Annotated in this window: 18 protein-coding genes, 1 tRNA gene and 1 pseudogene (1 of these 20 running past the window's edge); 3 read left to right on the top strand and 17 right to left on the bottom strand. The window is 67.3% G+C overall.

Annotated elements, in window-relative coordinates:
- Nucleotides 1–35, top strand: a tRNA-Leu gene (locus tag F3I16_RS21050); it begins 152 nt to the left of the window's first position.
- 98 nt (nucleotides 36–133) lie between these two features.
- Here the strand turns inward: F3I16_RS21050 and F3I16_RS21325 are convergent.
- From F3I16_RS21325 to F3I16_RS04990, 14 genes and pseudogenes are all read right to left on the bottom strand, one after another.
- Nucleotides 134–1,018, bottom strand: a complete 885-nt coding sequence (locus F3I16_RS21325) for a methyl-accepting chemotaxis protein (protein ID WP_372239600.1) — start codon at nucleotides 1,016–1,018, stop codon at nucleotides 134–136.
- Nucleotides 992–1,252: pseudogene (locus tag F3I16_RS21320) on the bottom strand (HAMP domain-containing protein); the annotation flags it as partial. The gene F3I16_RS21325 and the pseudogene F3I16_RS21320, both read right to left, overlap by 27 nt.
- A 972-nt stretch (nucleotides 1,253–2,224) precedes the next feature.
- Nucleotides 2,225–3,520 (bottom strand): adenylosuccinate synthase, encoded by a 1,296-nt coding sequence (locus F3I16_RS05045; protein ID WP_160492616.1) that lies wholly within the window; start codon nucleotides 3,518–3,520, stop codon nucleotides 2,225–2,227.
- 56 nt (nucleotides 3,521–3,576) lie between these two features.
- Entirely contained in the window at nucleotides 3,577–4,764 is a 1,188-nt protein-coding gene (locus F3I16_RS05040) for an ATP phosphoribosyltransferase regulatory subunit (protein WP_160492615.1), read from the bottom strand.
- A gap of 34 nt (nucleotides 4,765–4,798) precedes the next feature.
- The gene (locus tag F3I16_RS05035; RefSeq protein WP_160083466.1) at nucleotides 4,799–4,984 is read right to left on the bottom strand and encodes a DUF2065 family protein; all 186 of its coding nucleotides are present in this window, start codon (nucleotides 4,982–4,984) and stop codon (nucleotides 4,799–4,801) included.
- A 111-nt stretch (nucleotides 4,985–5,095) separates the two neighbouring features.
- Nucleotides 5,096–5,965, bottom strand: a complete 870-nt coding sequence (hflC, locus tag F3I16_RS05030; protein WP_160492614.1) for a protease modulator HflC — start codon at nucleotides 5,963–5,965, stop codon at nucleotides 5,096–5,098.
- Complete coding sequence (gene hflK, locus F3I16_RS05025; RefSeq protein ID WP_160492613.1) at nucleotides 5,965–7,107, bottom strand: FtsH protease activity modulator HflK; 1,143 nt, start codon at nucleotides 7,105–7,107, stop codon at nucleotides 5,965–5,967. Before hflK ends, hflC begins: the two co-directional genes overlap by 1 nt.
- A gap of 96 nt (nucleotides 7,108–7,203) precedes the next feature.
- Entirely contained in the window at nucleotides 7,204–8,505 is a 1,302-nt protein-coding gene (gene hflX / locus F3I16_RS05020; RefSeq protein ID WP_160492612.1) for a ribosome rescue GTPase HflX, read from the bottom strand.
- Nucleotides 8,506–8,517: 12 nt separating this feature from the next.
- Nucleotides 8,518–8,772: an RNA chaperone Hfq gene (hfq, locus tag F3I16_RS05015; protein WP_021701802.1), complete on the bottom strand. Its 255-nt coding sequence runs from the start codon at nucleotides 8,770–8,772 to the stop codon at nucleotides 8,518–8,520.
- Nucleotides 8,773–8,869: 97 nt separating this feature from the next.
- Nucleotides 8,870–9,844 carry a tRNA (adenosine(37)-N6)-dimethylallyltransferase MiaA gene (gene miaA / locus F3I16_RS05010; protein ID WP_160492611.1) on the bottom strand — a complete coding sequence of 325 codons (975 nt, stop codon included), beginning with the start codon at nucleotides 9,842–9,844 and terminating at the stop codon, nucleotides 8,870–8,872.
- Nucleotides 9,845–9,879: 35 nt separating this feature from the next.
- A complete protein-coding gene (gene mutL, locus F3I16_RS05005) occupies nucleotides 9,880–11,757 on the bottom strand; it encodes a DNA mismatch repair endonuclease MutL (RefSeq protein WP_160492610.1) in 1,878 nt (625 codons plus the stop codon).
- On the bottom strand, nucleotides 11,754–13,253 hold the full coding sequence (locus tag F3I16_RS05000) for an N-acetylmuramoyl-L-alanine amidase (protein ID WP_218573104.1): 1,500 nt from the start codon (nucleotides 13,251–13,253) through the stop codon (nucleotides 11,754–11,756). The genes mutL and F3I16_RS05000 overlap by 4 nt, the downstream gene beginning before the upstream one ends.
- A 16-nt stretch (nucleotides 13,254–13,269) precedes the next feature.
- The gene (tsaE, locus tag F3I16_RS04995) at nucleotides 13,270–13,737 is read right to left on the bottom strand and encodes a tRNA (adenosine(37)-N6)-threonylcarbamoyltransferase complex ATPase subunit type 1 TsaE (protein WP_160492608.1); all 468 of its coding nucleotides are present in this window, start codon (nucleotides 13,735–13,737) and stop codon (nucleotides 13,270–13,272) included.
- Complete coding sequence (locus tag F3I16_RS04990; protein ID WP_160492607.1) at nucleotides 13,725–15,224, bottom strand: NAD(P)H-hydrate dehydratase; 1,500 nt, start codon at nucleotides 15,222–15,224, stop codon at nucleotides 13,725–13,727. The genes tsaE and F3I16_RS04990 overlap by 13 nt, the downstream gene beginning before the upstream one ends.
- A 65-nt stretch (nucleotides 15,225–15,289) precedes the next feature.
- Between F3I16_RS04990 and queG the strand changes: the two genes are divergently transcribed.
- Nucleotides 15,290–16,354 (top strand): tRNA epoxyqueuosine(34) reductase QueG, encoded by a 1,065-nt coding sequence (gene queG / locus F3I16_RS04985; protein WP_160492606.1) that lies wholly within the window; start codon nucleotides 15,290–15,292, stop codon nucleotides 16,352–16,354.
- A gap of 59 nt (nucleotides 16,355–16,413) precedes the next feature.
- Here the strand turns inward: queG and orn are convergent, their stop codons facing one another.
- Together orn and F3I16_RS04975 are read right to left on the bottom strand one after the other, a co-directional pair.
- The gene (gene orn, locus F3I16_RS04980) at nucleotides 16,414–16,959 is read right to left on the bottom strand and encodes an oligoribonuclease (RefSeq protein ID WP_160492605.1); all 546 of its coding nucleotides are present in this window, start codon (nucleotides 16,957–16,959) and stop codon (nucleotides 16,414–16,416) included.
- A 38-nt stretch (nucleotides 16,960–16,997) separates the two neighbouring features.
- Nucleotides 16,998–17,768 (bottom strand): class I SAM-dependent methyltransferase, encoded by a 771-nt coding sequence (locus F3I16_RS04975; protein ID WP_160492604.1) that lies wholly within the window; start codon nucleotides 17,766–17,768, stop codon nucleotides 16,998–17,000.
- Between the two features lie 113 nt (nucleotides 17,769–17,881).
- On the opposite strand from F3I16_RS04975, the gene rsgA reads away from it, so the two are divergent.
- Complete coding sequence (rsgA, locus tag F3I16_RS04970; protein WP_160492603.1) at nucleotides 17,882–18,913, top strand: small ribosomal subunit biogenesis GTPase RsgA; 1,032 nt, start codon at nucleotides 17,882–17,884, stop codon at nucleotides 18,911–18,913.
- Between the two features lie 80 nt (nucleotides 18,914–18,993).
- Here rsgA and motB read toward each other — a convergent pair whose 3' ends face one another.
- Nucleotides 18,994–20,019 (bottom strand): flagellar motor protein MotB, encoded by a 1,026-nt coding sequence (gene motB / locus F3I16_RS04965; RefSeq protein ID WP_160492602.1) that lies wholly within the window; start codon nucleotides 20,017–20,019, stop codon nucleotides 18,994–18,996.
- Nucleotides 20,020–20,022: the final 3 nt, after the last annotated feature.

Raw genomic sequence — 20,022 nt, 5'->3', positions numbered from 1 at the left:
ACACCGTGGAAGTTCGAGTCTTCTCCTGGGCACCACTCTTCAAAACAAAACCGAGCCACTGGCTCGGTTTTGTCTTTTCTGGCTTCTGAAAACCCGTCACGCGGCGAGCTCACATGAGCTCGCCCTTGCACGATCAGACCTTGAACTGAGCGAAGCTGGCCTTGAGCTGATTGACCAGGATCTCCAGCTCGCGACCGCTGGCCGCCGTCGCGCTGACCTCATGCGCCGCACGCTGCGCCTCACTGTGAATCACCTCGACCCGCCCGCGCACCGCACTAGCTCCATCGGCCTGATGCGCCGCCGCTCGACTGGCACTATCGATGGCGCCATGCACCTCATCCACCGACACCTGCACCGACCGCTGTAGCTGGGCGCTGTCACGCAGCGCCTGCAAGCCTTCGGCCGCCTGCTCGCCAGCCTGGCCAATCACCGCCACCGCCTCGCGCGCACCTTCCTGCAGCGCCGTGATATGCGCCTGGATGTCGCCGGTAGACTGCTGAGTCTTGCTGGCCAGGGCGCGCACCTCGTCGGCCACCACGGCAAAACCGCGCCCGCTCTCGCCGGCACGTGCCGCCTCGATGGCCGCGTTCAGCGCCAGCAGGTTGGTCTGCTCGGCGATCGAACGGATCACCGTCAGCACCACCTCGATCTGCTCGCTCTGCTGCGCCAAACGCTCGATCACCGCCGAACCGTTATCCACCCGCGCCACCAGCGCCTCGATCAGGCCACCGACACGCTGGGCAATCGCGGCATTTTCATGCGCCGCCTGGCGAATCGCCCCCACGCGCTGCTGCGCCTCGTGCATTGCCTGGCTTTCCGCCTGAGCGGCGCCGGCCATCTCCTCCAGCGCCTGCAGGCTGCCCGCCACCTCATCGCGCTGGCGAGAGGACGCCGCCTCGGCCGACGCGCTGCGCTGGGCCAGACTGCGAATTTCCTCGCCGGTACGCTGCGCCACCTCGCCCGCCTCGCGCACGATGGGCTGCAACTTGGCGATGAAGCGATTGACCGCCTCGGCCATATCCCCCACCTCGTCGCGACTATCCAGCTGCACCCGCCGAGTCAGGTCGCCCTCGCCCGCCGCCAGATCGCGCAACGCCGCGATCAGCAGCTGCAAGCGGCTGAGCACGCGCCAACCGAGGACAAATGCGACCACCACGATCACCAGCAAACCGACCACCAGCAAGCCCACGGCGATCCGCCAGCGCAACCCCTCGGTCGCCGCGCGCACGGTCTCGCTGCCGTTGCGCGCCATGTCCTGGGTCGCCTCCTCCGCCAGCTTGAGGCGCTGCTGCAGGGCCTGGGCGCTTTCCTGCGCCGCCCCGGCCAGGCTGCTGTCCACCAGCGCCCCGGCATTGCCGACCAGCGCCGCGAAACGCCCATCGAGGGCGACCAGCTCCTTCTCCACCGCATCCAGGGAAATGCCCAGCTGGATCTTGCCGATGGGCTCGCCCATCGGACTGATCGCGACCTCGACCATGTGCACCCGCGGATCACGCGAGGCCGCATCGACCAGCCGCTCCAGAGGCGTCTTGCCCTGACCGGCGGCCACCAGCCCACGCACCTGCTCGTTGCTGCGATTGAAGTTGCGGGTCAGGCGCTGCCCCTGGGCGTCGTAGTAGACCGCGAACAGCACCGCCGGATCGCGCTGGGCGATCCGCGTGAAGGCAGTCAGCGCCGGCGCATCGTTGTCCCAGATCGCCTTGGGGGCGACGCCGGCCAGCAACTGCGCCAGCGAATTGCCGGACTGCTTGAGGTTTTCCTCGAGCACCTGGCGCAGCTGCGCCTGCTCGCCCTTCAGTTGGGCGGAAAGGCCATCACCCAGACGCTGCCGGGTATTGCTGGAAAGCGCGGCCATGCCGTCGCGCATCTCCTGCTCGGCCTTGCCCAGCTCACCGGCCAGGCGTTCGCTTTCGCCACCGAGACGCCGACTCAGATCGGCGACCAGGCCATCGACACTGGCATGGGTCAGCCATACGGCCAGGCCGACCTGCACCAGCATGGCGACACTCAAGGCAATGAAGACCGGCCGCAACAGGCGACTGCGCAACAACGAGAATAGAACGGACACTGCTCAACTCCTTCCGTCGGAACAACCCATATACCTTCATCGGCGGCGGGCCGAAAAGCTGTAACCCAAAGCAAGGTATAGGCCAGGCCGCGGGTTTTCGCGCCAAACAAAAAGGCCGCTCGAAAGCGGCCTCTTGTCACTCAGCACGAGTTCAGATCAAGCGAACGGGTGACGCAGCACGATGGTTTCGTTGCGATCCGGGCCGGTGGAGACGATATCGATCGGCGCACCGACCAGCTCCTCCACACGCTTGATGTAGGCACGCGCCGCCGCCGGCAACTCGTCGAGGCTCTTGGCGCCCAGGGTGGACTCGCTCCAGCCCGGCATTTCCTCGTACACCGGCTGCAGACCGATGTAGCTGTCGGCGTCGGTCGGCGCATCGACCAGCAGCTTGCCCTCGGCATCCTTGTAACCGGTGCAGATCAGGATGGTTTCCAGGCCATCGAGCACGTCCAGCTTGGTCAGGCACAGGCCGGAGATGCTGTTGATCTCGATGGCGCGACGCAGGATCACGGCATCGAACCAGCCGCAGCGACGGGCACGGCCGGTGGTGGAGCCGAACTCGTGGCCACGCTTGGCCAGGAAGGCGCCCGTCTCGTCGAACAGCTCGGTGGGGAACGGACCGGAACCGACACGGGTGGTGTAGGCCTTGGTGATACCGAGGATGTAGTCCAGATACAGCGGACCGAAACCGGAACCGGTGGCGGTACCGCCGGCGGTGGTGTTGGAGCTGGTGACGTAGGGGTAGGTGCCGTGGTCGATATCCAGCAGCGAACCCTGGGCCCCCTCGAACATGATGTCCTTGTCGGCGCGCCGCAGGTCATGCAGGGTGGCGGTCACATCGGCCATCATCGGACGCAGCAGCTCGGCGTAGGCCATGCACTCGTCGAGGGTGGCCTGGAAATCCACCGCCGGCTCTTTGTAGTAATTGGTCAGGACGAAGTTGTGGTAGTCGAGCAGCTCGCCCAGCTTGGAAGCGAAGCGCTCGCGATGGAACAGGTCGCCGACGCGCAGGCCGCGGCGGGCCACCTTGTCTTCGTAGGCCGGGCCGATGCCGCGACCGGTGGTGCCGATCTTGGCATCGCCACGGGCCTTTTCCCGGGCCTGATCGAGGGCCACGTGGTAGGACAGGATCAGCGGGCAGGACGGACTGATGCGCAGGCGCTCACGCACCGGCACACCCTTCTCTTCCAGCTTGGTGATCTCGCGCATCAGGGCGTCGGGAGCAACCACCACGCCGTTGCCGATCAGGCACTGCACGCCTTCGCGCAGGATGCCGGACGGAATCAGGTGCAGCACGGTCTTCTCGCCGTCGATGACCAGGGTATGGCCGGCGTTGTGGCCGCCCTGGTAGCGCACGACGGCAGCCACCTGCTCGGTCAGCAGATCGACGATCTTGCCCTTGCCCTCATCACCCCACTGGGTGCCCAGGACCACGACATTCTTACCCATAACACTTGTCCTCTATTCGAAAAGCTCGGTGCCGGCCACGGCCGACGGAAAATCACTCAGGACGCCAGGGGCGCCACCTGCCAACGGCCATCGCGCAACTGCAGCTGGCGGTCGCAGCCCGCCTCGACGGCAGCGCCCGACTCCTGACCCGGCAATGCCTGCACCACGCGCACCCCGTCGCGCCGCAGACGCTGCACGGCCTGCCACAGGTAGACATCATGGTGGTCCGGCGCCCAGACGCCAGCCGCCGGCTCGGCGACCTGCATGTCGCCCAGGGTCACCAAGGTCTTAAGGTCGGTGGAGAAGCCGGTGGCCGGCCGCGCGCGACCGAAATCGGCGCCGATGTCGTCATAGCGACCGCCCTGGGCGATCGACTGCCCCATGCCAGGAACGAACGCGGCGAACACCGCGCCGGTGTGGTAACGATAGCCACGCAGCTCGCCCAGATCGAAATACAGCGGCAGCTCGGGATAGCGCAGCTCCAGCTCGTCGGCAATCGCCACCAGCTCGTCGAGCGCGGCATGCACCTCGGCCGGCGCCTCGACCAGGCAGGCCTGGGCCAGCTCCAGCACTTCGCGACCGCCGCACAGCTCGGCCAGCGCACGCAGCATGGAGGCCAGCTCGGCCGGCAAGCCGGCAGTCAGCGCCGCCACTTCATCCACGGCCTTGCGCTGCAGGGCGTCGAACAGCTGCCGCTCGACCTCGCCGGACAGCTCGGCGGCACGCGCCAGGCCGCGGTAGATGCCGACATGACCGAGGTCCATGTGCACACCCGGCACGCGGGCCAGCTCGAGCATGTCGAGCATCAGGCTGATGACTTCCACATCGCTGGCCGGACTGGCGTCGCCATACAGCTCGGCGCCCAGCTGGATCGGGCTGCGCGAGGTGGACAAGGCCCGCGGCTGCGCATGCAGCACGCTGCCGGCATAGCACAGGCGGCTCGGCCCTTCGCGGCGCAGGGTGTGCGCATCGATGCGCGCCACCTGCGGCGTGATGTCGGCACGAAAGCCCATCAGCCGGCCGGATTGCGGATCGGTCACCTTGAAGGTGCGCAGATCCAGATCCTGGCCAGCTCCGGTGAGCAGGGATTCGAGGTATTCGATGTGCGGGGTCACGACGAATTCGTAACCCCAGCGCTGGAACAGGTCCAGCACCTGGCGGCGTGCCGCCTCGATGCGCGCCGCTTCCGGCGGCAGTACTTCTTCGATGCCATCTGGCAGCAGCCAGCGGTCTACCGTTGCCATTTCGCCATTCCCCTCTCGGTCCGGGCGGCAGCCTTCAGTGAAGCAAATACAGGAGGGCGGTTCCCAGCAGCATGCTGGCAAGCCCCATCAGGCGCAGCCGACCATCAGACAGCTGCGTCAACTGCGTAAGCGCCGTGCGCCAACGCCGCGGATAGAGGAAGGGCAAGACGCCTTCCAGCACCAACATCAGACACAACGCGATGCCGAATTCCTGCCACATGATTCCCGCAGACGCAAAAAAGCCGGGCTTTTTACCCGGCTGGCTCATGATAACACGTTTTCCGAAACGGTCACCCCGGCAGGCCGAATGGCCGCGCCGGGGATACGCCGGTCAGGGCTTGGAGCGCTCCATGTAACGGAAGAACTCGCTATCCGGATCCAGCACCAGCACGTCGCTCTTGCTGGAGAAGCTGTCACGGTAGGCACCCAGGCTACGGTAGAACGCGTAGAACTCCTGGTCCTGGCCGTAGGCCGCCGCATAGATGGACGCTGCCTTGGCATCGCCATCACCGCGCACTTCCTCCGACTCGCGATAGGCTTCGGCCAGCAGCACGCGCTTCTGCCGGTCGGCATCGGCACGAATGCCCTCGGCCAGCTCCTTGCCCTTGGCGCGATGCTCGCGTGCCTCGCGCTCACGCTCGGAAGCCATGCGATCGAACACGCTGCGGTACACCTCTTTCGGCAGGTCGATGGCCTTGACGCGCACGTCGACCACCTCGATGCCCAACTCCTTCTGCGCCATGCCGTTGAGCGACTTGGTGATGGCGGCCATCAGCGCATCGCGCTCACCGGAAACCACCTCATGCAGGGAGCGGGTACCGAACTGGTTGGACAGCGCGGAGACCAGACGCTGCGACAGGCGATCGTCGGCGATCTGCTTCATCCCGGAAGTCGCGGTATAGAAACGCTCGGCATCCGCCACCCGCCACTTGGCGTAGGCGTCGACCATGACCGCTTTCTTTTCCAGGGTCAGCACGCGCTGGATCGGCGATTCCAGGGTCAGCAGGCGGCCGTCGAACTTGCGCACCTGATTGACCATCGGGATCTTCACGTGCAGGCCGGGCTGCACATCGGCCACCTGGATCTTACCGAACTGCAGGAGCACGGCCTTTTCCATCTGGGTGACGATATAGAAGCTGTTCCAGGCAACGACCGCCAGGACCACACCGGCGATCAGGGCAAACAGAGATTTATTGCTCATCAGCGGCTCTCCCGCGTACGCAGATCGCGACGCTCCAGATCATTGATGATCCGCGTGGTCGTTTCACTGCCGGCCGGCTGTGCGGCACTGGCAGCGCCAGCCGCGCCACGGCTGTCGATCATCTTGTCCAGCGGCAGGTACAGCAGATTGCTCTGCCCGTCCTTACCGGTCACCAGCACCTTGCTGGTATTGCGGTAGACCTCCTGCATGGTGTCCAGATACAGGCGCTGCCGGGTGATTTCCGGGGCCTTGCGGTATTCCGCGACCAGCTTGGTGAAGCGATCCGCCTCACCCTGGGCGCGCGACACCACTTCGTCACGGTAACCGTTGGCATCTTCGATGATGCGCTGGGACTGACCACGCGCCTCAGGCACCACGCCGTTGGCATAGGTTTCCGCCTGGTTCTTCTCGCGCTGCTCGTCTTCACGGGCACGAATCACGTCGTCGAAGGCATCCTTGACCTCGGCCGGGGCCGTGGCGCGCTGGATGTTGACCTGGGTGACGGTGATGCCGGTGCCGTAGGTGTCGAGGAAGGTCTGCAGGCGTTTGTTCACTTCCAGCGACATCTGCTCGCGACCGAGGGTGATCACCTCATCCATCGAAGTGGAGCCGGCGACATGCCTTAGGGCACTCTCGGTGGCATGCTGCAGGCTGATTTCCGGCTGATCGACGTTCAGCACGAAGTATTCCAGGTTGCTGATCTTGTACTGCACGGTCAGCGGCACCTCGACGATGTTCTCGTCTTCGGTGAGCATCTGCCCCTGCACGGAGAACGTCCGCTCGCGCGTCACGTTTTCCTGGAATTTCTTGTCGATCGGCGGGAAGTAGATGTTAAGACCCTGGCCGACCGTCTCGTGGTACTTGCCGAGACGCAGGATGACCGCCTGCTCCTGGGCATCGACGATGTAGATCGCGTTCCACAGCCAAACCGCAAACAGCAGTGCTACGCCGATGCCCAGCAGGCCGAAGCCGCCGCCCTCGCCGCCACTGCGTTTCTTGCCGCCACCGAAGATCCCGTTGAGGCTCTCCTGCAGCTTGCGGAAGGCCTCATCGAGATCCGGCGGGCCCTGGCGCCCACCGCCTTTGCGGCCGCCCCAGGGATCCTGATTGTTCGAATTGCCACCCGGCTCATTCCAAGCCATAGCGCTCTCCATCTGATAAAGCAAAGACGCGCCCGCGGCGCGCCGCCCAATGCTACAGAATGCCCGCCTGCCGCCGCAAAAACGATGGCACAGGCTTTATTGCAAAGTGTGTTGCGCGAGAAACTCCTGCGGCTCCCAGCCGGCACGACTGACCAGGCGATTCAACTCGACCCGCGGTAGGCGGATGGCCAGCAGAGTATCGCCGTTTTCATCGTGGGTCTCGCTCTGCACCGCGTTCAGGGCAAAGAACTGCGCACGCAGCCGCCCCAGACGCTGCGGCAGGCGCAGGGTGCCAACGAACAGATCCTCGCCGAGCAGCTCGGCAATCGCCTGACGCAGCAGCTCCAGGCCGGCGCCGTCGCGCGCCGACAGCCAGACGCGCACCGGCTTGCCGTCGCCATCGCGCTGAATCTGCGGTTCGACGTGCTCCAGCAGGTCGATCTTGTTGTACACCTCGAGCATCGGCAGCTCGTTGGCACCGATCTCGCCGAGCACGGCCATGACCTGTTCGATCTGCTGATCGCGCTCCGGCTCATAGGCATCAATCACATGCAGCAACAGGTCGGAGTTGCTCGACTCTTCGAGGGTGGCGCGAAACGCCTCCACCAGCTTGTGCGGCAGGTGGCGAATGAAGCCCACGGTGTCGGCCAGCACCACCGGGCCCAGATCGTCCAGCTCGAGACGACGCAGGGTCGGATCGAGGGTGGCGAACAGCTGGTCGGCGGCATACACCTCGGAAGTGGTCAGCGCGTTGAACAGGGTGGACTTGCCGGCGTTGGTATAGCCGACCAGGGAAACCGATGGGATATCCGCACGCTTGCGCCCGCGCCGCGCCTGCTCGCGCTGGCTGCGGACCTTCTCCAGGCGTTGCTTGATCTGGCGGATGCGCACCCGCAGCAGGCGCCGGTCGGTCTCCAGCTGGGTTTCCCCGGGGCCGCGCAGACCGATGCCGCCCTTCTGCCGTTCGAGGTGGGTCCAGCCACGCACCAGGCGCGTGCTCATGTGGTCGAGCTGAGCCAGTTCGACCTGCAACTTGCCTTCATGGGTGCGCGCGCGCTGGGCGAAGATATCGAGAATCAGACCGGTACGGTCGATCACCCGGCATTCGAAGGCACGTTCGAGGTTACGCTCCTGACTGGGGGTCAGGGTGTGGTTGAAGATGACCAGATCGACCTCTTCGGCCTTGACCAGGTCGCGCAACTCCTCGACCTTGCCGCTGCCGACTAGGTACTTGGCCGTCGGCTGATGGCGCGGCACGTTGACGAAGGCCGCCACGTCCGCACCCGCAGAAAGCGCCAGCTCGCGAAATTCCTGCGGATCTTCGCGCGCCTCGGGATTCTGGCCATCCAGGTGAACGAGAACGGCCCGCTCACCACCACCGTGGCGCTCAAAAAACAAGGTGGACTCCCGTCAAGCGTTGCCCGGCTCGACCTGCTCGCCTTCGGTCGCGCTAGGCAGGCGCACCGGACGGCTCGGCACCACGGTGGAAATGGCGTGTTTGTAGACCATCTGGCTGACGGTGTTCTTCAGCAGAATGACGAATTGATCGAAGGATTCGATCTGGCCCTGCAGCTTGATGCCGTTCACCAGATAGATGGAAACCGGTACGCGTTCCTTACGCAAGGTATTCAGGTAAGGGTCTTGTAGCGAATGCCCTTTTGACATATGCCGCACTCCTGTAGGGGTCAAAATGTAGTAAAGCAAAAATGGCTTATGCCGTATCGCGCTCAATAAGCAAGGATAGACGGCCGCCGAAAAGGTCTCACGTCAATATGGAGACCGCTTTCAGGTATTTCAAGGCACAAAAAAGATTGTCATCGGCCAGACTGTCCAGCCAATGCAGATCTGCCCAACTGCGCAACCAGGTGAACTGCCGCTTGGCCAGTTGGCGCGTGGCGATGATCCCCCGCTCCGTCACCTCCTCGCGACTCAGCTTGCCGTCCAGGTAATCCCACACCTGGCGGTAACCGACCGCGCGAATCGACGGCAAGCCTGCGTGCAAATCGCCCCGCAAGCGCAATGCTTCGACCTCTTCGATGAAGCCGTGTTCCAGCATATGCCGAAAACGCAGCGCTATCCGCTCGTGCAACACGTGCCGCTGCACCGGCGCAATGGCCAGCTGCGCCACAGTATAAGGCAAATGCGCCATGCCAGGGGCGTCTAAACCGCGATTTTCCGCGGCCTGGCGCTGCCTGTGCGCAGTCATGCTCAAGCCACTCACGCGGTGGACTTCCAGTGCCCGGATCAGGCGCTGCGGGTCATTGGGATGAATGCGCGCCGCCGACTCCGGATCGACCTGGGCCAGCTCGCGATGCAGGGCCTGCCAGCCCTCGACGGCGGCGCGCGCCTCCAGCTCGGCGCGCACCACCGGGTCGGCGCCGGGCATGTCGGCCAAGCCCTCCAGCAGCGCCTTGAAATACAGCATGGTGCCGCCCACCAGCAGCGGAATCCGGCCGCGCGCACTGATCTCGGCCATCGCCGCCAGGGCATCGGCGCGGAATTCGGCGGCGGAATAGCTCTCGGCCGGGTCACGGATATCGATCAGGCGGTGCGGATAGCGCGCCAGCGTCGCCTGGTCCGGCTTGGCCGTGCCGATGTCCATGCCGCGATAGATCAGCGCCGAATCGACGCTGATCAGCTCGCAAGGCAATGCATCGGCCAGGGCCAGGGCCAGGTCGGTCTTGCCGGCGGCGGTCGGCCCCATCAGGAAGATGGCGGGAGGCAGGCGTTCGGACATCGGGGAAAGGCGCTCCAGGCGCAGGCGGCAACGCCTCAGCGACCGCGAAGAAAGAGCTTGTCGAGATCGTCCATGCCCAGCTGGGTCCAGGTCGGACGCCCATGGTTGCACTGGCCGCTGCGCTCGGTGTGCTCCATGTCGCGCAGCAGGCCGTTCATCTCGGGCAGGGTCAGGCGCCGGTTGGCCCGCACCGCACCGTGGCAGGCCATGGTCGCCAGCAGCTCGTTGAGATGGGCCTGAATGCGGTCGCTGGTGCCGTATTCGAGCAGGTCGGCGAGCACATCGCGCACCAGCTGGGTGGCCTCGGCCTGCTTGAGCAGGGCAGGGATCTGGCGGATCGCCAGGCTTTCCTCGCCCAGGCGCTGCAGCTCGAAGCCCAGGCGCTGGAACCAGGCGGCATGCTCCTCGGCGCAATCGGCCTCGCGCTGGCTCAGGGCGATGGACTCCGGCACCAGCAACGGCTGGCCACGCAGCCCCTCGCTGGCCATGGCGGTTTTCAGCCGCTCGTAGGTGATCCGCTCGTGGGCCGCGTGCATGTCCACCAGGACCATGCCCTGGGCATTCTCGGCGAGGATGTACACGCCCTTGAGCTGGGCCAGGGCATAGCCCAGCGGCGGAATGTCGCCCTGGGGCTGCGGCAGGCCGGCCGGCAGCGCTTCGGGCAACGGCGCGAAATACTCGCGATAGGCACCCTGCGCCTCGGCGGCCGGCAGCGCCGCCTCGGGACGCGACGCCTGGTAGCCGGCACCGGGCGAACGCCACAGCGACGCCGGCGCCGCCGGCTGCTCCAGCATATTGGCCGCCAGGCCCATCTCGCCCTGCGGGCCGAACTCACCGGCCGCCTGACCGCTCGGACGCACCATCTGGCTCACCGCCGCGGGCGCCGCCAGCTGGTCTTCCGGGCGCACCTCGCCCAAGGCGCGGTGCAGGGTGCCGTAGAGGAAGTCATGCACCATGCGGCTGTCGCGAAAGCGCACTTCATGCTTGGTCGGGTGCACGTTGACGTCGACCACCGTCGGGTCGATCTCGAGGAACAGCACGAAGGTCGGATGGCGACCATTGAACAGCACGTCGCGGTAGGCCTGGCGCACCGCGTGGGCGACCAGCTTGTCGCGCACCATGCGCCCGTTGACGTAGAAATACTGCAGGTCGGCCTGGCTGCGCGAGAAGGTCGGCAAGCCGACCCAGCCCCACAGGCGCAGGCCGCTGCGCTCGATCTCGATCGGCAGCGCCTGCTCGAGGAACGCCGGGCCGCACACGCTGGCCACGCGCCGGGCACGACTGATCGCGTCCGCCGCCTCATGCAGGGCGAACACCGTCTTGGCGTTGTGGCGCAGGTGGAAGGCCACGTCGAAACGGGCCAGGGCCAGGCGCTTGATTACCTCCTGCAGGTGATCGAATTCGGTTTTCTCGGCGCGCAGGAACTTGCGCCGCGCCGGGGTATTGAAGAACAGGTCGCGCACTTCCACCGAGGTCCCGACCGGGTGCGCCGCCGGCTGCACCCGCGCCTCCATGTCGCGCCCCTCAGTTTCCACCTGCCAGGCCTGCTCGGCGTCGGCAGTGCGCGAGGTCATGGTCAGGCGCGCCACCGAGCTGATCGAAGCCAGCGCCTCGCCGCGGAAGCCCAGGCTGATCACGCTTTCCAGGTCTTCCAGTTCGCGGATCTTGCTGGTGGCATGGCGGGCCAGGGCCAGCGGCAGGTCATCGGCGGGAATGCCGCCGCCGTCGTCGCGTACCCGCAGCAGCTTGATGCCGCCCTGCTCCACCTCGACGTCGATGCGCTTGGCGCCGGCGTCCAGGCTGTTCTCCAGCAGCTCCTTGATCACCGACGCCGGGCGTTCGACCACCTCGCCGGCGGCAATCTGGTTGGCCAGCCGCGGGCTGAGCAGCTGGATGCGCGCCCCGCCGCTCACGGCTGGGCCGCCAGCGCGGTCGCCGGGATGCGCAGGGTCTGGCCGACCTTGATCACGTCCGAACGCAGCGAGTTGGCGTTGCGCAGTGCGGCCAGGCCGACCTGGTAGCGCTGGGCGATCAGCGCCAGGCTTTCGCCGGACGTCACCACGTGTTCGCGCGGCCCCGGGGCGATCTTGCCGGTGTCACGCAGCCAGGCGATGTAGGTGCCGGGCGGTGGGTTCTGCTGGAAGAACTGCCGCACCCCGGTGGTGATCGAGCGCGCCAGGGCCTGCTGATGACCGCGACTGGACAGCTTGCGCGCCTCGTTGGGGTTGGAGATGAAGCCGGTTTCGACCAGGATCGACGGAATATCCGGCGACTTCAGCACCATGAAGCCGGCCTGCTCGACCCGGCGCTTGTGCAGCGGGGTGATGCTGCCCATGTGGCTGAGCACCTTCTGCCCGACGTTGAGGCTGGAGGACAGCGAGGCGGTCATCGACAGGTCGAGCAGCACCCCGGCGAGCATGCGGTCCTTGTCGTCGAGGCTGACGTTGCCGGCGCCACCGATCAGGTCCGACTGGTTTTCGCTGTCGGCCAGCCAGCGCGCGGTTTCCGAGGTGGCGCCGCGATCCGACAGGGCGAACACCGAGGCGCCGAAAGCCGAGGCCCGCGGTGCGGCATCGGCATGGATGGAGACGAACAGGTCGGCACCCTTCTTGCGCGCAATCTCGGTGCGCTTGCGCAGCGGAATGAAGTAGTCGCCGGTGCGCACCAGCTCGCCGCGGAAACCCTTCTCGGCATTGATCTGCCGCTGCAGCTCCTTGGCGATGGCCAGGGTCACGTTCTTCTCGAACACGCTCTTGTTCGGTCCGAGCGCCCCCGGGTCTTCGCCGCCATGGCCGGCGTCGATGGCCACCACGATCTCGCGCTTGCCGCTGGGCATCGGCGGCAGCTTGGCCGGCGCCGTGCTGGGCACCTCGGCAACCGGCACCCGCGCTGGCGGCGGGTTGGCGCCGCCTGCGGGATTTTGCGGGGCTGGCGTGCTGACGTTGTTGCCGCTGGGCGGCGCGGCGGGTGCGACCGCGGCCGAGCCGGCAGGCGCCGATTCCTGATCGAACAGGTCGACGACCAGGCGATGGCCGTACTGCTGATTGGGCGCCAGGCTGAAGCTTTTCGGCGCAACCGTCGCCGACAGGTCGAGCACCAGGCGCAGGTCGGTCGGCGAACGCTGGGCCGAGCGCACCGCGGTGATCGGCGTGTTGCCGAGCGACAGCTGATCCAAACGGCCGACCATCTGCGCGCCGTTGATATCGATGACGATGCGGTTCGGTGCCGCCAGGGTGAACACGCTGTGCTGCACCGGGCCGGACAGGTCGAAGACCAGGCGGGTGTTATCCGGCGCGCGCCACAGGCGCACGCTGCGCACTTCCGTCGCGGCCAGCACGTCGGCTGCCAGCGCCGCCAACACCATCCCTACCCCGCTGAACAGCGCACGAATGCGCATAGCCTTCCCCATTTTTATATACAGACTCTTATAAGGCGGCAGATAAGGCAGCACACCACGCCTCGGCGCGGGCACTGTGCGGTTGCAACAGCAACGCACGGCCAGCTTCATGCGGGGTAATGGTAATGTCCAGGTCAGCCTTTGGCAAAACGCCGGCACCGCGCTGCGGCCACTCGATCAGGCACAGGGCGTCCGCGGCGAAATAGTCGCGAATGCCGAGAAACTCCAGCTCTTCCGGGTCGGCCAGGCGATACAGGTCGAAGTGGAAGATCCGCGTATCGCCCAGCTCATAGGGCTCGACCAGGGTGAAGGTCGGACTCTTCACCGCCCCCTGATGGCCGAAGCCGCGCACGATGCCGCGCGACAGGGTGGTCTTGCCGGCCCCCAGATCGCCATGCAGACAGATGATGCCGTGCCCCGCGGTCAGCGCCGCCAGGCGCGCGCCGAGGGCCAGCATGGCCTCCTCGCCAGCGGCGTACAGGGTTACTGCAGGCATGGGCAATGCTCCTCAAGCAACTGACGAATGGTCGGCAGCAGGTCGCCGGCCGCCAGCCCGCGACCGCCGGCGCCGAGCTGCTGCCCGGCACTGGCGTGCAGCCAGACCGCCAGCGCGGCGGCCTCGAAGGCGGCCAGGCCCTGGGCCCGCAGCGCGCCGACCAGCCCGGCCAGCACATCGCCAAAGCCGGCACCGGCCATGGCCGGATGCCCGCGATCGCACAGCAGCAGACGACCGTCGGGGGCGGCGACCAGGCTGCCGGCGCCCTTGAGCACCACCACCGCGGAGTACTTCGCGGCCAGGGCCCGGGCCGCCGCCGGCCGATCGGCCTGCACCGCGGCCGTACTGCAGCCGAGCAGGCGCGCCGCCTCGCCGGGATGCGGGGTGAGCACGCTATCGACGGGCAGCGTCACGGCAGCGCTGGCCAGCAGGTTCAGCGCATCGGCATCCCACACCTGCGGCCGCGGGCTGGCCGCCAGCGCACTGAGCAGGCTGCGACCCCAGGCCTGCTGACCGAGACCGGGGCCGGCCACCAGCACGTCGGCCTGCTCGCACAGCCCCGGCAACTGGTAGGTCGAGTCGGTGGCCACGCACATGATTTCCGGGCGCCGCGCCAGGGAAGCCGGCACGTGCTCGCCACGGGTCGCCAGCGACACCAGGCCGGCGCCGGCGCGCAGGGCGCTCTCGGCCGAGAGCAGGGCGGCGCCGCCGAAACCGCGATCGCCGCCGACCACCAGCACATGGCCGAAACTGCCCTTGTGCGCAGTGCGCGAGCGCGGCGCCAGCCGTGGCAGGGCCGCACCCGCCAGGCGCAGGGCCTGGCAGGGCTGCGCGGCGACCAGCTGCGGGTCGGCGCGCAGGTCATCGAACACCAACTGGCCGACCCAGTCGGCGGCATCGCCGGTGAACAGGCCGAGCTTGAGGCCGATGAAGCTGACGGTGAGGTCGGCGCGCACCGCCAGCTCCTCGACCAGTCCGCTGTCGGCATTCAGCCCGGAGGGGACATCCACCGCCAGCACGGGTAGGCCGCTGGCATTGATCTGGGCGATGGCCGCCGCATACGGCTCGCGCAAGGCACCGCGAAAGCCGGTACCGAGCAGGGCATCGACCAGCACCCCCTGCAGCTCGGCGTCGGCCCGCCAGGCTTCTATCGCCACCCCGGCCGCGCGCGCCGCGGCGCAGGCCTGCGCCGCGGCGCCGGCCAGCTGCTGCGGTGCGCCGACCGCCAGCACGCGCACCGCCCAGTCGGCCTGCTGCGCCAGGGCGGCGAGCAGATAGCCGTCGCCGGCGTTGTTGCCGGCCCCGCTCAGCACCGTTACGGCGGCAGCCTGCGGCCAGCGCCGGCGCAGCGCGCGCCAGGCCGCATGGGCGGCGCGCTGCATCAGTTCGAAGCCGGGCGTTCCGCCGGCGATCAGCCGCGCATCCAGCTCGCGGACCTGGGCGGCGCTGTACAACGGCAGGGGTAATAGGGTTTCGGCAAACGACATGGTTCGGTGATTCCGGCGAGGTCTGGCAGAATTATACCCTCCTCGCCTCCGGTTTCCCGCCTGCCATGTCCGCCACCGCTCTCGACCTCATGCACCTCGCCCAGTCCATCAAGGACTGGGGCCGCGAGCTGGGCTTCCAGCAGGTCGGCATCGCCGACGTGCAACTGGGCGAGCACGAGGGGCACCTGCAACGCTGGCTCGACGCCGGCTACCAGGGCGAGATGGACTACATGGCCGCCCACGGCAGCAAGCGCTCGCACCCGGAGCAACTGGTGCCTGGCACCCTGCGCGTGGTGTCGCTGCGCATGGACTACCTGCCCGGCGATACCCGCATGAGCGCCTGCCTGGCCCAGCCGGAAACCGCCTACGTGTCGCGCTACGCGCTGGGCCGCGACTACCACAAGCTGATCCGCAAGCGCCTGCAGCAGCTGGCCGAGCGCATCCAGCAGGCCATCGGCCCGTTCGGCCACCGCGCCTTCGTCGACAGCGCCCCGGTGCTGGAGAAGGCCATCGCCGAGCAGGCCGGACTCGGCTGGATCGGCAAGAACACCCTGATCCTCAACCGCAAGGCCGGCAGCTGGTTCTTTCTCGGCGAGCTGTTCGTCGACCTGGCGCTGCCGGTGGATGCGCCGCATGCCACGGAGCACTGCGGGCGCTGCACGGCCTGCCTGGATATCTGCCCGACCGCCGCCTTCGTCGCCCCCTACGTGCTGGATGCGCGGCGCTGCATTTCCTACCTGACCATCGAGTACAAGGGCAGCATCCCCGTCGAACTGCGCCCGCTGATCGGCAACCGGGTGTTCGGCTGCGACGACTGCCAGCTGGTCTGCCCGTGGAACCGCTTCGCCAAGCCGACCGCGCAGAACGACTTCCAGCCGCGCCACGGACTGGACAATGCCGCCCTGAGCGCGCTGTTCCGCTGGAGCGAGGAGGAATTCCTCAGCCGCACCGAGGGCTCGCCGCTGCGCCGCGCCGGCTACGAGCGCTGGCTGCGCAACCTGGCCGTCGGCCTGGGCAATGCGCCCTCGAGCATTGCGGTGCTGGAGGCGCTCGCGGCGCGCCGCGACGATCCGTCGGAGCTAGTGCGCGAGCATGTGCTGTGGGCCTTGCAGCGCCATGGCCTGGCATAGCGGCGGCCGAACGCTCGACCTGCGTGAAAAGGCCCGCACGCGGCGGGCCTGGCGATGCGTCAGACCTTGAGGAAGTGCTCGCGGTAATGGCGCAGTTCGGCGATCGACTCGCGGATATCGTCCAGCGCCTGGTGGGTGCCCTGCTTCTGGAAGGAGTCCCTGACCGCCGGCGCCCACAGGCCGGCGAGGATCTTCAGGGTCGTCACGTCCAGGTAGCGGTAGTGGAAGTAGGCCTCCAGCTCCGGCATGTACTTGTAGAGGAAGCGCCGGTCCTGGGCAATGCTGTTGCCGCAGATCGGCGACTTGCCTTTCGGCACCCACTGCTCGAGGAAGGCGATGGTCTGCGCCTGCGCCTCGACCGGGCCGATCTTGCTTTCGCGCACGCGCTGGGTCAGACCGCTCTCGCCGTGGGTGCGGGTGTTCCACTCGTCCATCCCGGCCAGCAGCTCATCGCTCTGGTGCACGGCGATTACCGGGCCCTCGGCAAGGATGTTCAGGTCGCTGTCGGTGACGATGGTGGCCATCTCGATGATGACGTCGCGCTCCGGCTCCAGCCCGGTCATTTCCAGGTCGATCCAGATCAGGTTGTTGGGGTTCTGCGGCATGACGGTTACTCCTCTCTGCAAGCCGGCAGTTTAGCCCGTCACAGCCGCCAGATCAGCAAACGCGAAGCGCGCCAGTCCGCCACCTCGACCACCTCATGGGCCGGCACCTGCGGCACCTCGAAGCTGTTGCTGATGAGCAGGGCGCCGGGGCGCATTTGCGCCCGCGCCTGCTGCCACAGACGCGCCATCGGCGCCGGCGAGAGGAAACAGTAGACCACGTCGTAGTCGCCCAGCGCCTCGCGCCACAGGCTGCGGTAGCGCACCCGGCAGTTGCGGTAGGGCAGGCAGCGCAGCCAGGCGCAGAGAAACACCAGCGGCGCGGTTTCCACCCCGTGCAGACGCGCCTGCGGGTAATCGCGCGCCAGCTGCACCAGGGTGCCGCCGAGCCCGCAGCCGAGGTCGACGAAACGGAAATCCGCCGCCTGCCCGGCCAGCAGCCGGCTCAGGCGCTGCCGCGTCGGCGCCCCGCTCAGGTACAGCGGCACCTGCTCGCGCAAGCTGTTCCAGTTGCTCAGCAACAGCAGCAGGAAAGCCCCGAGAAACCACCAGGCCGGCAGCTCGCGCGCCTGCAGCGCCAGCAGGGCCGGGACGAAGGCGAAGTTCAACGCCAGCCACCAGCGGCGCAAACCCAGGCAGTGGCCGAGCGCCGCGGCCAGAGCGCCCTGCAGCAGCGCCGCCGGCCACAGCGGCATGCGCCAGCCGGCCAGCTGCTGCAGCAACACCAGCAGCAGCGCCACCCCCAGCACGGCCAGCAGCTGGGCCAGCAAGGCACGCAGGGCCGGGTAACGGCCGGGCAGTAGATCGAACATGGGACATCCGGCAACCGAGGAAGAACGCCAGTTGTACCAGCTCCGGCGGCGCCACAGCCAGCCCGCGGCCCCCGTGCTAAACTCGCGGCCGTTTCACTAACCCCGGAAAGGTCATGGCCAAACGCCAACTCACCCGTCGCCAGAGCTGGCGCATCGACAAGGTTCAGGAAGAGCGTGCGGCGCGCGCCGCCAAGCGCGAATCGCGCATGCTCGAAGAGCTCGAGGGCGGCGATCTCGGCCCCGAGCAGACCGGCCTGGTCATCGCCCACTTCGGCGTACAGGTCGAGGTCGAAGCCCTGGAGGGCGAACAGGCCGGCCAGGTCTGCCGCTGCCACCTGCGCGCCAACCTGCCGGCGCTGGTCACCGGCGACCGCGTGGTCTGGCGGGCCGGCAACCAGGGCATCGGGGTGATCGTCGCGCAGCTGCCGCGCTCGTCGGAACTCTGTCGCCCGGACATGCGCGGCCAGCTCAAGCCGGTGGCGGCCAACGTCGACCTGATCGTCATCGTCTTCGCCCCGCTGCCGCATGCCCACGCCAACCTGATCGACCGCTACCTGATCGCCGCCGAGCACGCCGGCATCCAGCCGCAGCTGCTGCTGAACAAGGCCGACCTGGTCGACGCGGAAAATGCCGCGCACCTCAATGGCCTGCTCGCCACCTACCGCCAGCTCGGCTACCCGCTGCTGGAAGTATCGGCCCACGAAGGCGGCGGAATGGATGAACTGCGCAAGCGCCTGGACGGCCACGTCAGCGTGTTCGTCGGCCAGTCCGGGGTCGGCAAGTCGTCGCTGGTCAACAGCCTGCTGCCCGGCGTCGACACCCGCGTCGGCCCGTTGTCGGAAGTCACCGGCAAGGGCACCCACACCACCACCACCGCGCGGCTGTTCCACTTCCCCGGCGGCGGCGAGCTGATCGACTCCCCCGGCATTCGCGAATTCGGCCTCGGCCATGTCAGCCGCGACGACGTCGAGGCCGGCTTCATCGAGTTCCGCGACCTGCTCGGCACCTGTCGCTTCCGCGACTGCAAGCACGACCGCGAGCCCGGCTGCGCCCTGCTCAGGGCCCTCGAGGATGGCCGCATACAGCCGCAGCGCATGGCCAGCTACCGGCACATCATTGCCAGCCTGCCCGAGGCGGAATACTGAGCCCCGCCCCGGTAGAAACGACAAGGCCGCGATCATCGCGGCCTTTTTCATCGTGCAGTCCCGCACGCGACGCGAGCCGCCTACTCCCTGGGCTCGTCGAACTGCAGCGCGCCATCCTCGAAGATGTTCAGCTTCTGGCGCAGCTCCGGCGGCTGCACCGGGGCATCGGCCGCCGGCACCGGGTCGGCCGGCGTGGCGCCCTCGGCAGGCCGCGCGTCACCCTGCTGCTCCTGCTCGCCCTCGATGGCGCGCTGCGCCTTCTTGGTCAGCACGGTGATGTCGATGCGCCGGTTCACCGGGTTGAGCGGGTCCTGACGATCGAACAGCGCCGACGAGGCGTAACCGACCACCCGCGCCACGCGCTCGTCCGGGTAGCCCCCGGCGACCAAGGCCCGCCGCGCGGCATTGGCACGGTTGGCGGACAGCTCCCAGTTGCCGAACTCGCCATCGGCGGCAAACGGCTTGGCATCGGTATGGCCGCTGACGCTGATCTTGTTCGGCACTTCCTTGATGGTCTCGGCGAGGATCAGCAGGATGTCCTCGAAATAGGGCTGCAGGCGGGCGCTGCCGAGGTCGAACATCGGCCGGTTCTCGGCATCCATGATCTGGATGCGCAGGCCATCCTGGGTGATCTCGAAGAGGATCTGGTCCTTGAACTTCTGCAGCTGCGGATTCTCGTCGACCTTGGTCTGCAGCTCCTGCAGGAGCATTTCCAGGCGCTCGCGCTCGACCTGCTCGGCGAGCTCTTCGGCCTGGCTGGCGCTGACTTCCTGCTGCGCCTCGGTCTGCGCGTCGATCGCCGCCTCCTGGGCATCCGGGGCGTCTTTCACCTCGGGATTGAGGGTGCGGTCCGGGGCCGGCGTCGGCGTGCCGCCGAGGTCGATCACATGGGGGCTGGCACTCTCGGTGAAGCCGATGGGGTCCTGGAAGTAACCGGAGATGGCCTTCTTCTGCTCGGGGGTGGCCGAACTCATCAGCCACATCACCAGGAAGAACGCCATCATCGCCGTGGCGAAGTCGGCGAAGGCGATTTTCCAGGCGCCGCCATGGTGACCGCCAGCGGTCTTCTTGACCCGCTTGACGATGATTGGCTGGTTGTTTTCCATGGC

Origin of the sequence: Pseudomonas sp. L-22-4S-12, assembly GCF_009799935.1 — a bacterium.
GTDB lineage: Bacteria > Pseudomonadota > Gammaproteobacteria > Pseudomonadales > Pseudomonadaceae > Aquipseudomonas.
This window is presented reverse-complemented; position numbering and strand designations above follow the sequence as displayed.

Bases quoted from the DNA above. Each gene is read 5' to 3' on its own strand.
- F3I16_RS21325 (WP_372239600.1), bottom strand. From the start codon at position 1,018: ATGGCCGAGGCGGTCAATCGCTTCATCGCCAAGTTGCAGCCCATCGTG.
- F3I16_RS05045 (WP_160492616.1), bottom strand. From the start codon at position 3,520: ATGGGTAAGAATGTCGTGGTCCTGGGCACCCAGTGGGGTGATGAGGGC.
- F3I16_RS05040 (WP_160492615.1), bottom strand. From the start codon at position 4,764: ATGGCAACGGTAGACCGCTGGCTGCTGCCAGATGGCATCGAAGAAGTA.
- F3I16_RS05035 (WP_160083466.1), bottom strand. From the start codon at position 4,984: ATGTGGCAGGAATTCGGCATCGCGTTGTGTCTGATGTTGGTGCTGGAA.
- hflC (WP_160492614.1), bottom strand. From the start codon at position 5,965: ATGAGCAATAAATCTCTGTTTGCCCTGATCGCCGGTGTGGTCCTGGCG.
- hflK (WP_160492613.1), bottom strand. From the start codon at position 7,107: ATGGCTTGGAATGAGCCGGGTGGCAATTCGAACAATCAGGATCCCTGG.
- hfq (WP_021701802.1), bottom strand. From the start codon at position 8,772: ATGTCAAAAGGGCATTCGCTACAAGACCCTTACCTGAATACCTTGCGT.
- miaA (WP_160492611.1), bottom strand. From the start codon at position 9,844: ATGTCCGAACGCCTGCCTCCCGCCATCTTCCTGATGGGGCCGACCGCC.
- F3I16_RS05000 (WP_218573104.1), bottom strand. From the start codon at position 13,253: ATGGGGAAGGCTATGCGCATTCGTGCGCTGTTCAGCGGGGTAGGGATG.
- tsaE (WP_160492608.1), bottom strand. From the start codon at position 13,737: ATGCCTGCAGTAACCCTGTACGCCGCTGGCGAGGAGGCCATGCTGGCC.
- F3I16_RS04990 (WP_160492607.1), bottom strand. From the start codon at position 15,224: ATGTCGTTTGCCGAAACCCTATTACCCCTGCCGTTGTACAGCGCCGCC.
- queG (WP_160492606.1), top strand. From the start codon at position 15,290: ATGTCCGCCACCGCTCTCGACCTCATGCACCTCGCCCAGTCCATCAAG.
- orn (WP_160492605.1), bottom strand. From the start codon at position 16,959: ATGCCGCAGAACCCCAACAACCTGATCTGGATCGACCTGGAAATGACC.
- F3I16_RS04975 (WP_160492604.1), bottom strand. From the start codon at position 17,768: ATGTTCGATCTACTGCCCGGCCGTTACCCGGCCCTGCGTGCCTTGCTG.
- rsgA (WP_160492603.1), top strand. From the start codon at position 17,882: ATGGCCAAACGCCAACTCACCCGTCGCCAGAGCTGGCGCATCGACAAG.
- motB (WP_160492602.1), bottom strand. From the start codon at position 20,019: ATGGAAAACAACCAGCCAATCATCGTCAAGCGGGTCAAGAAGACCGCT.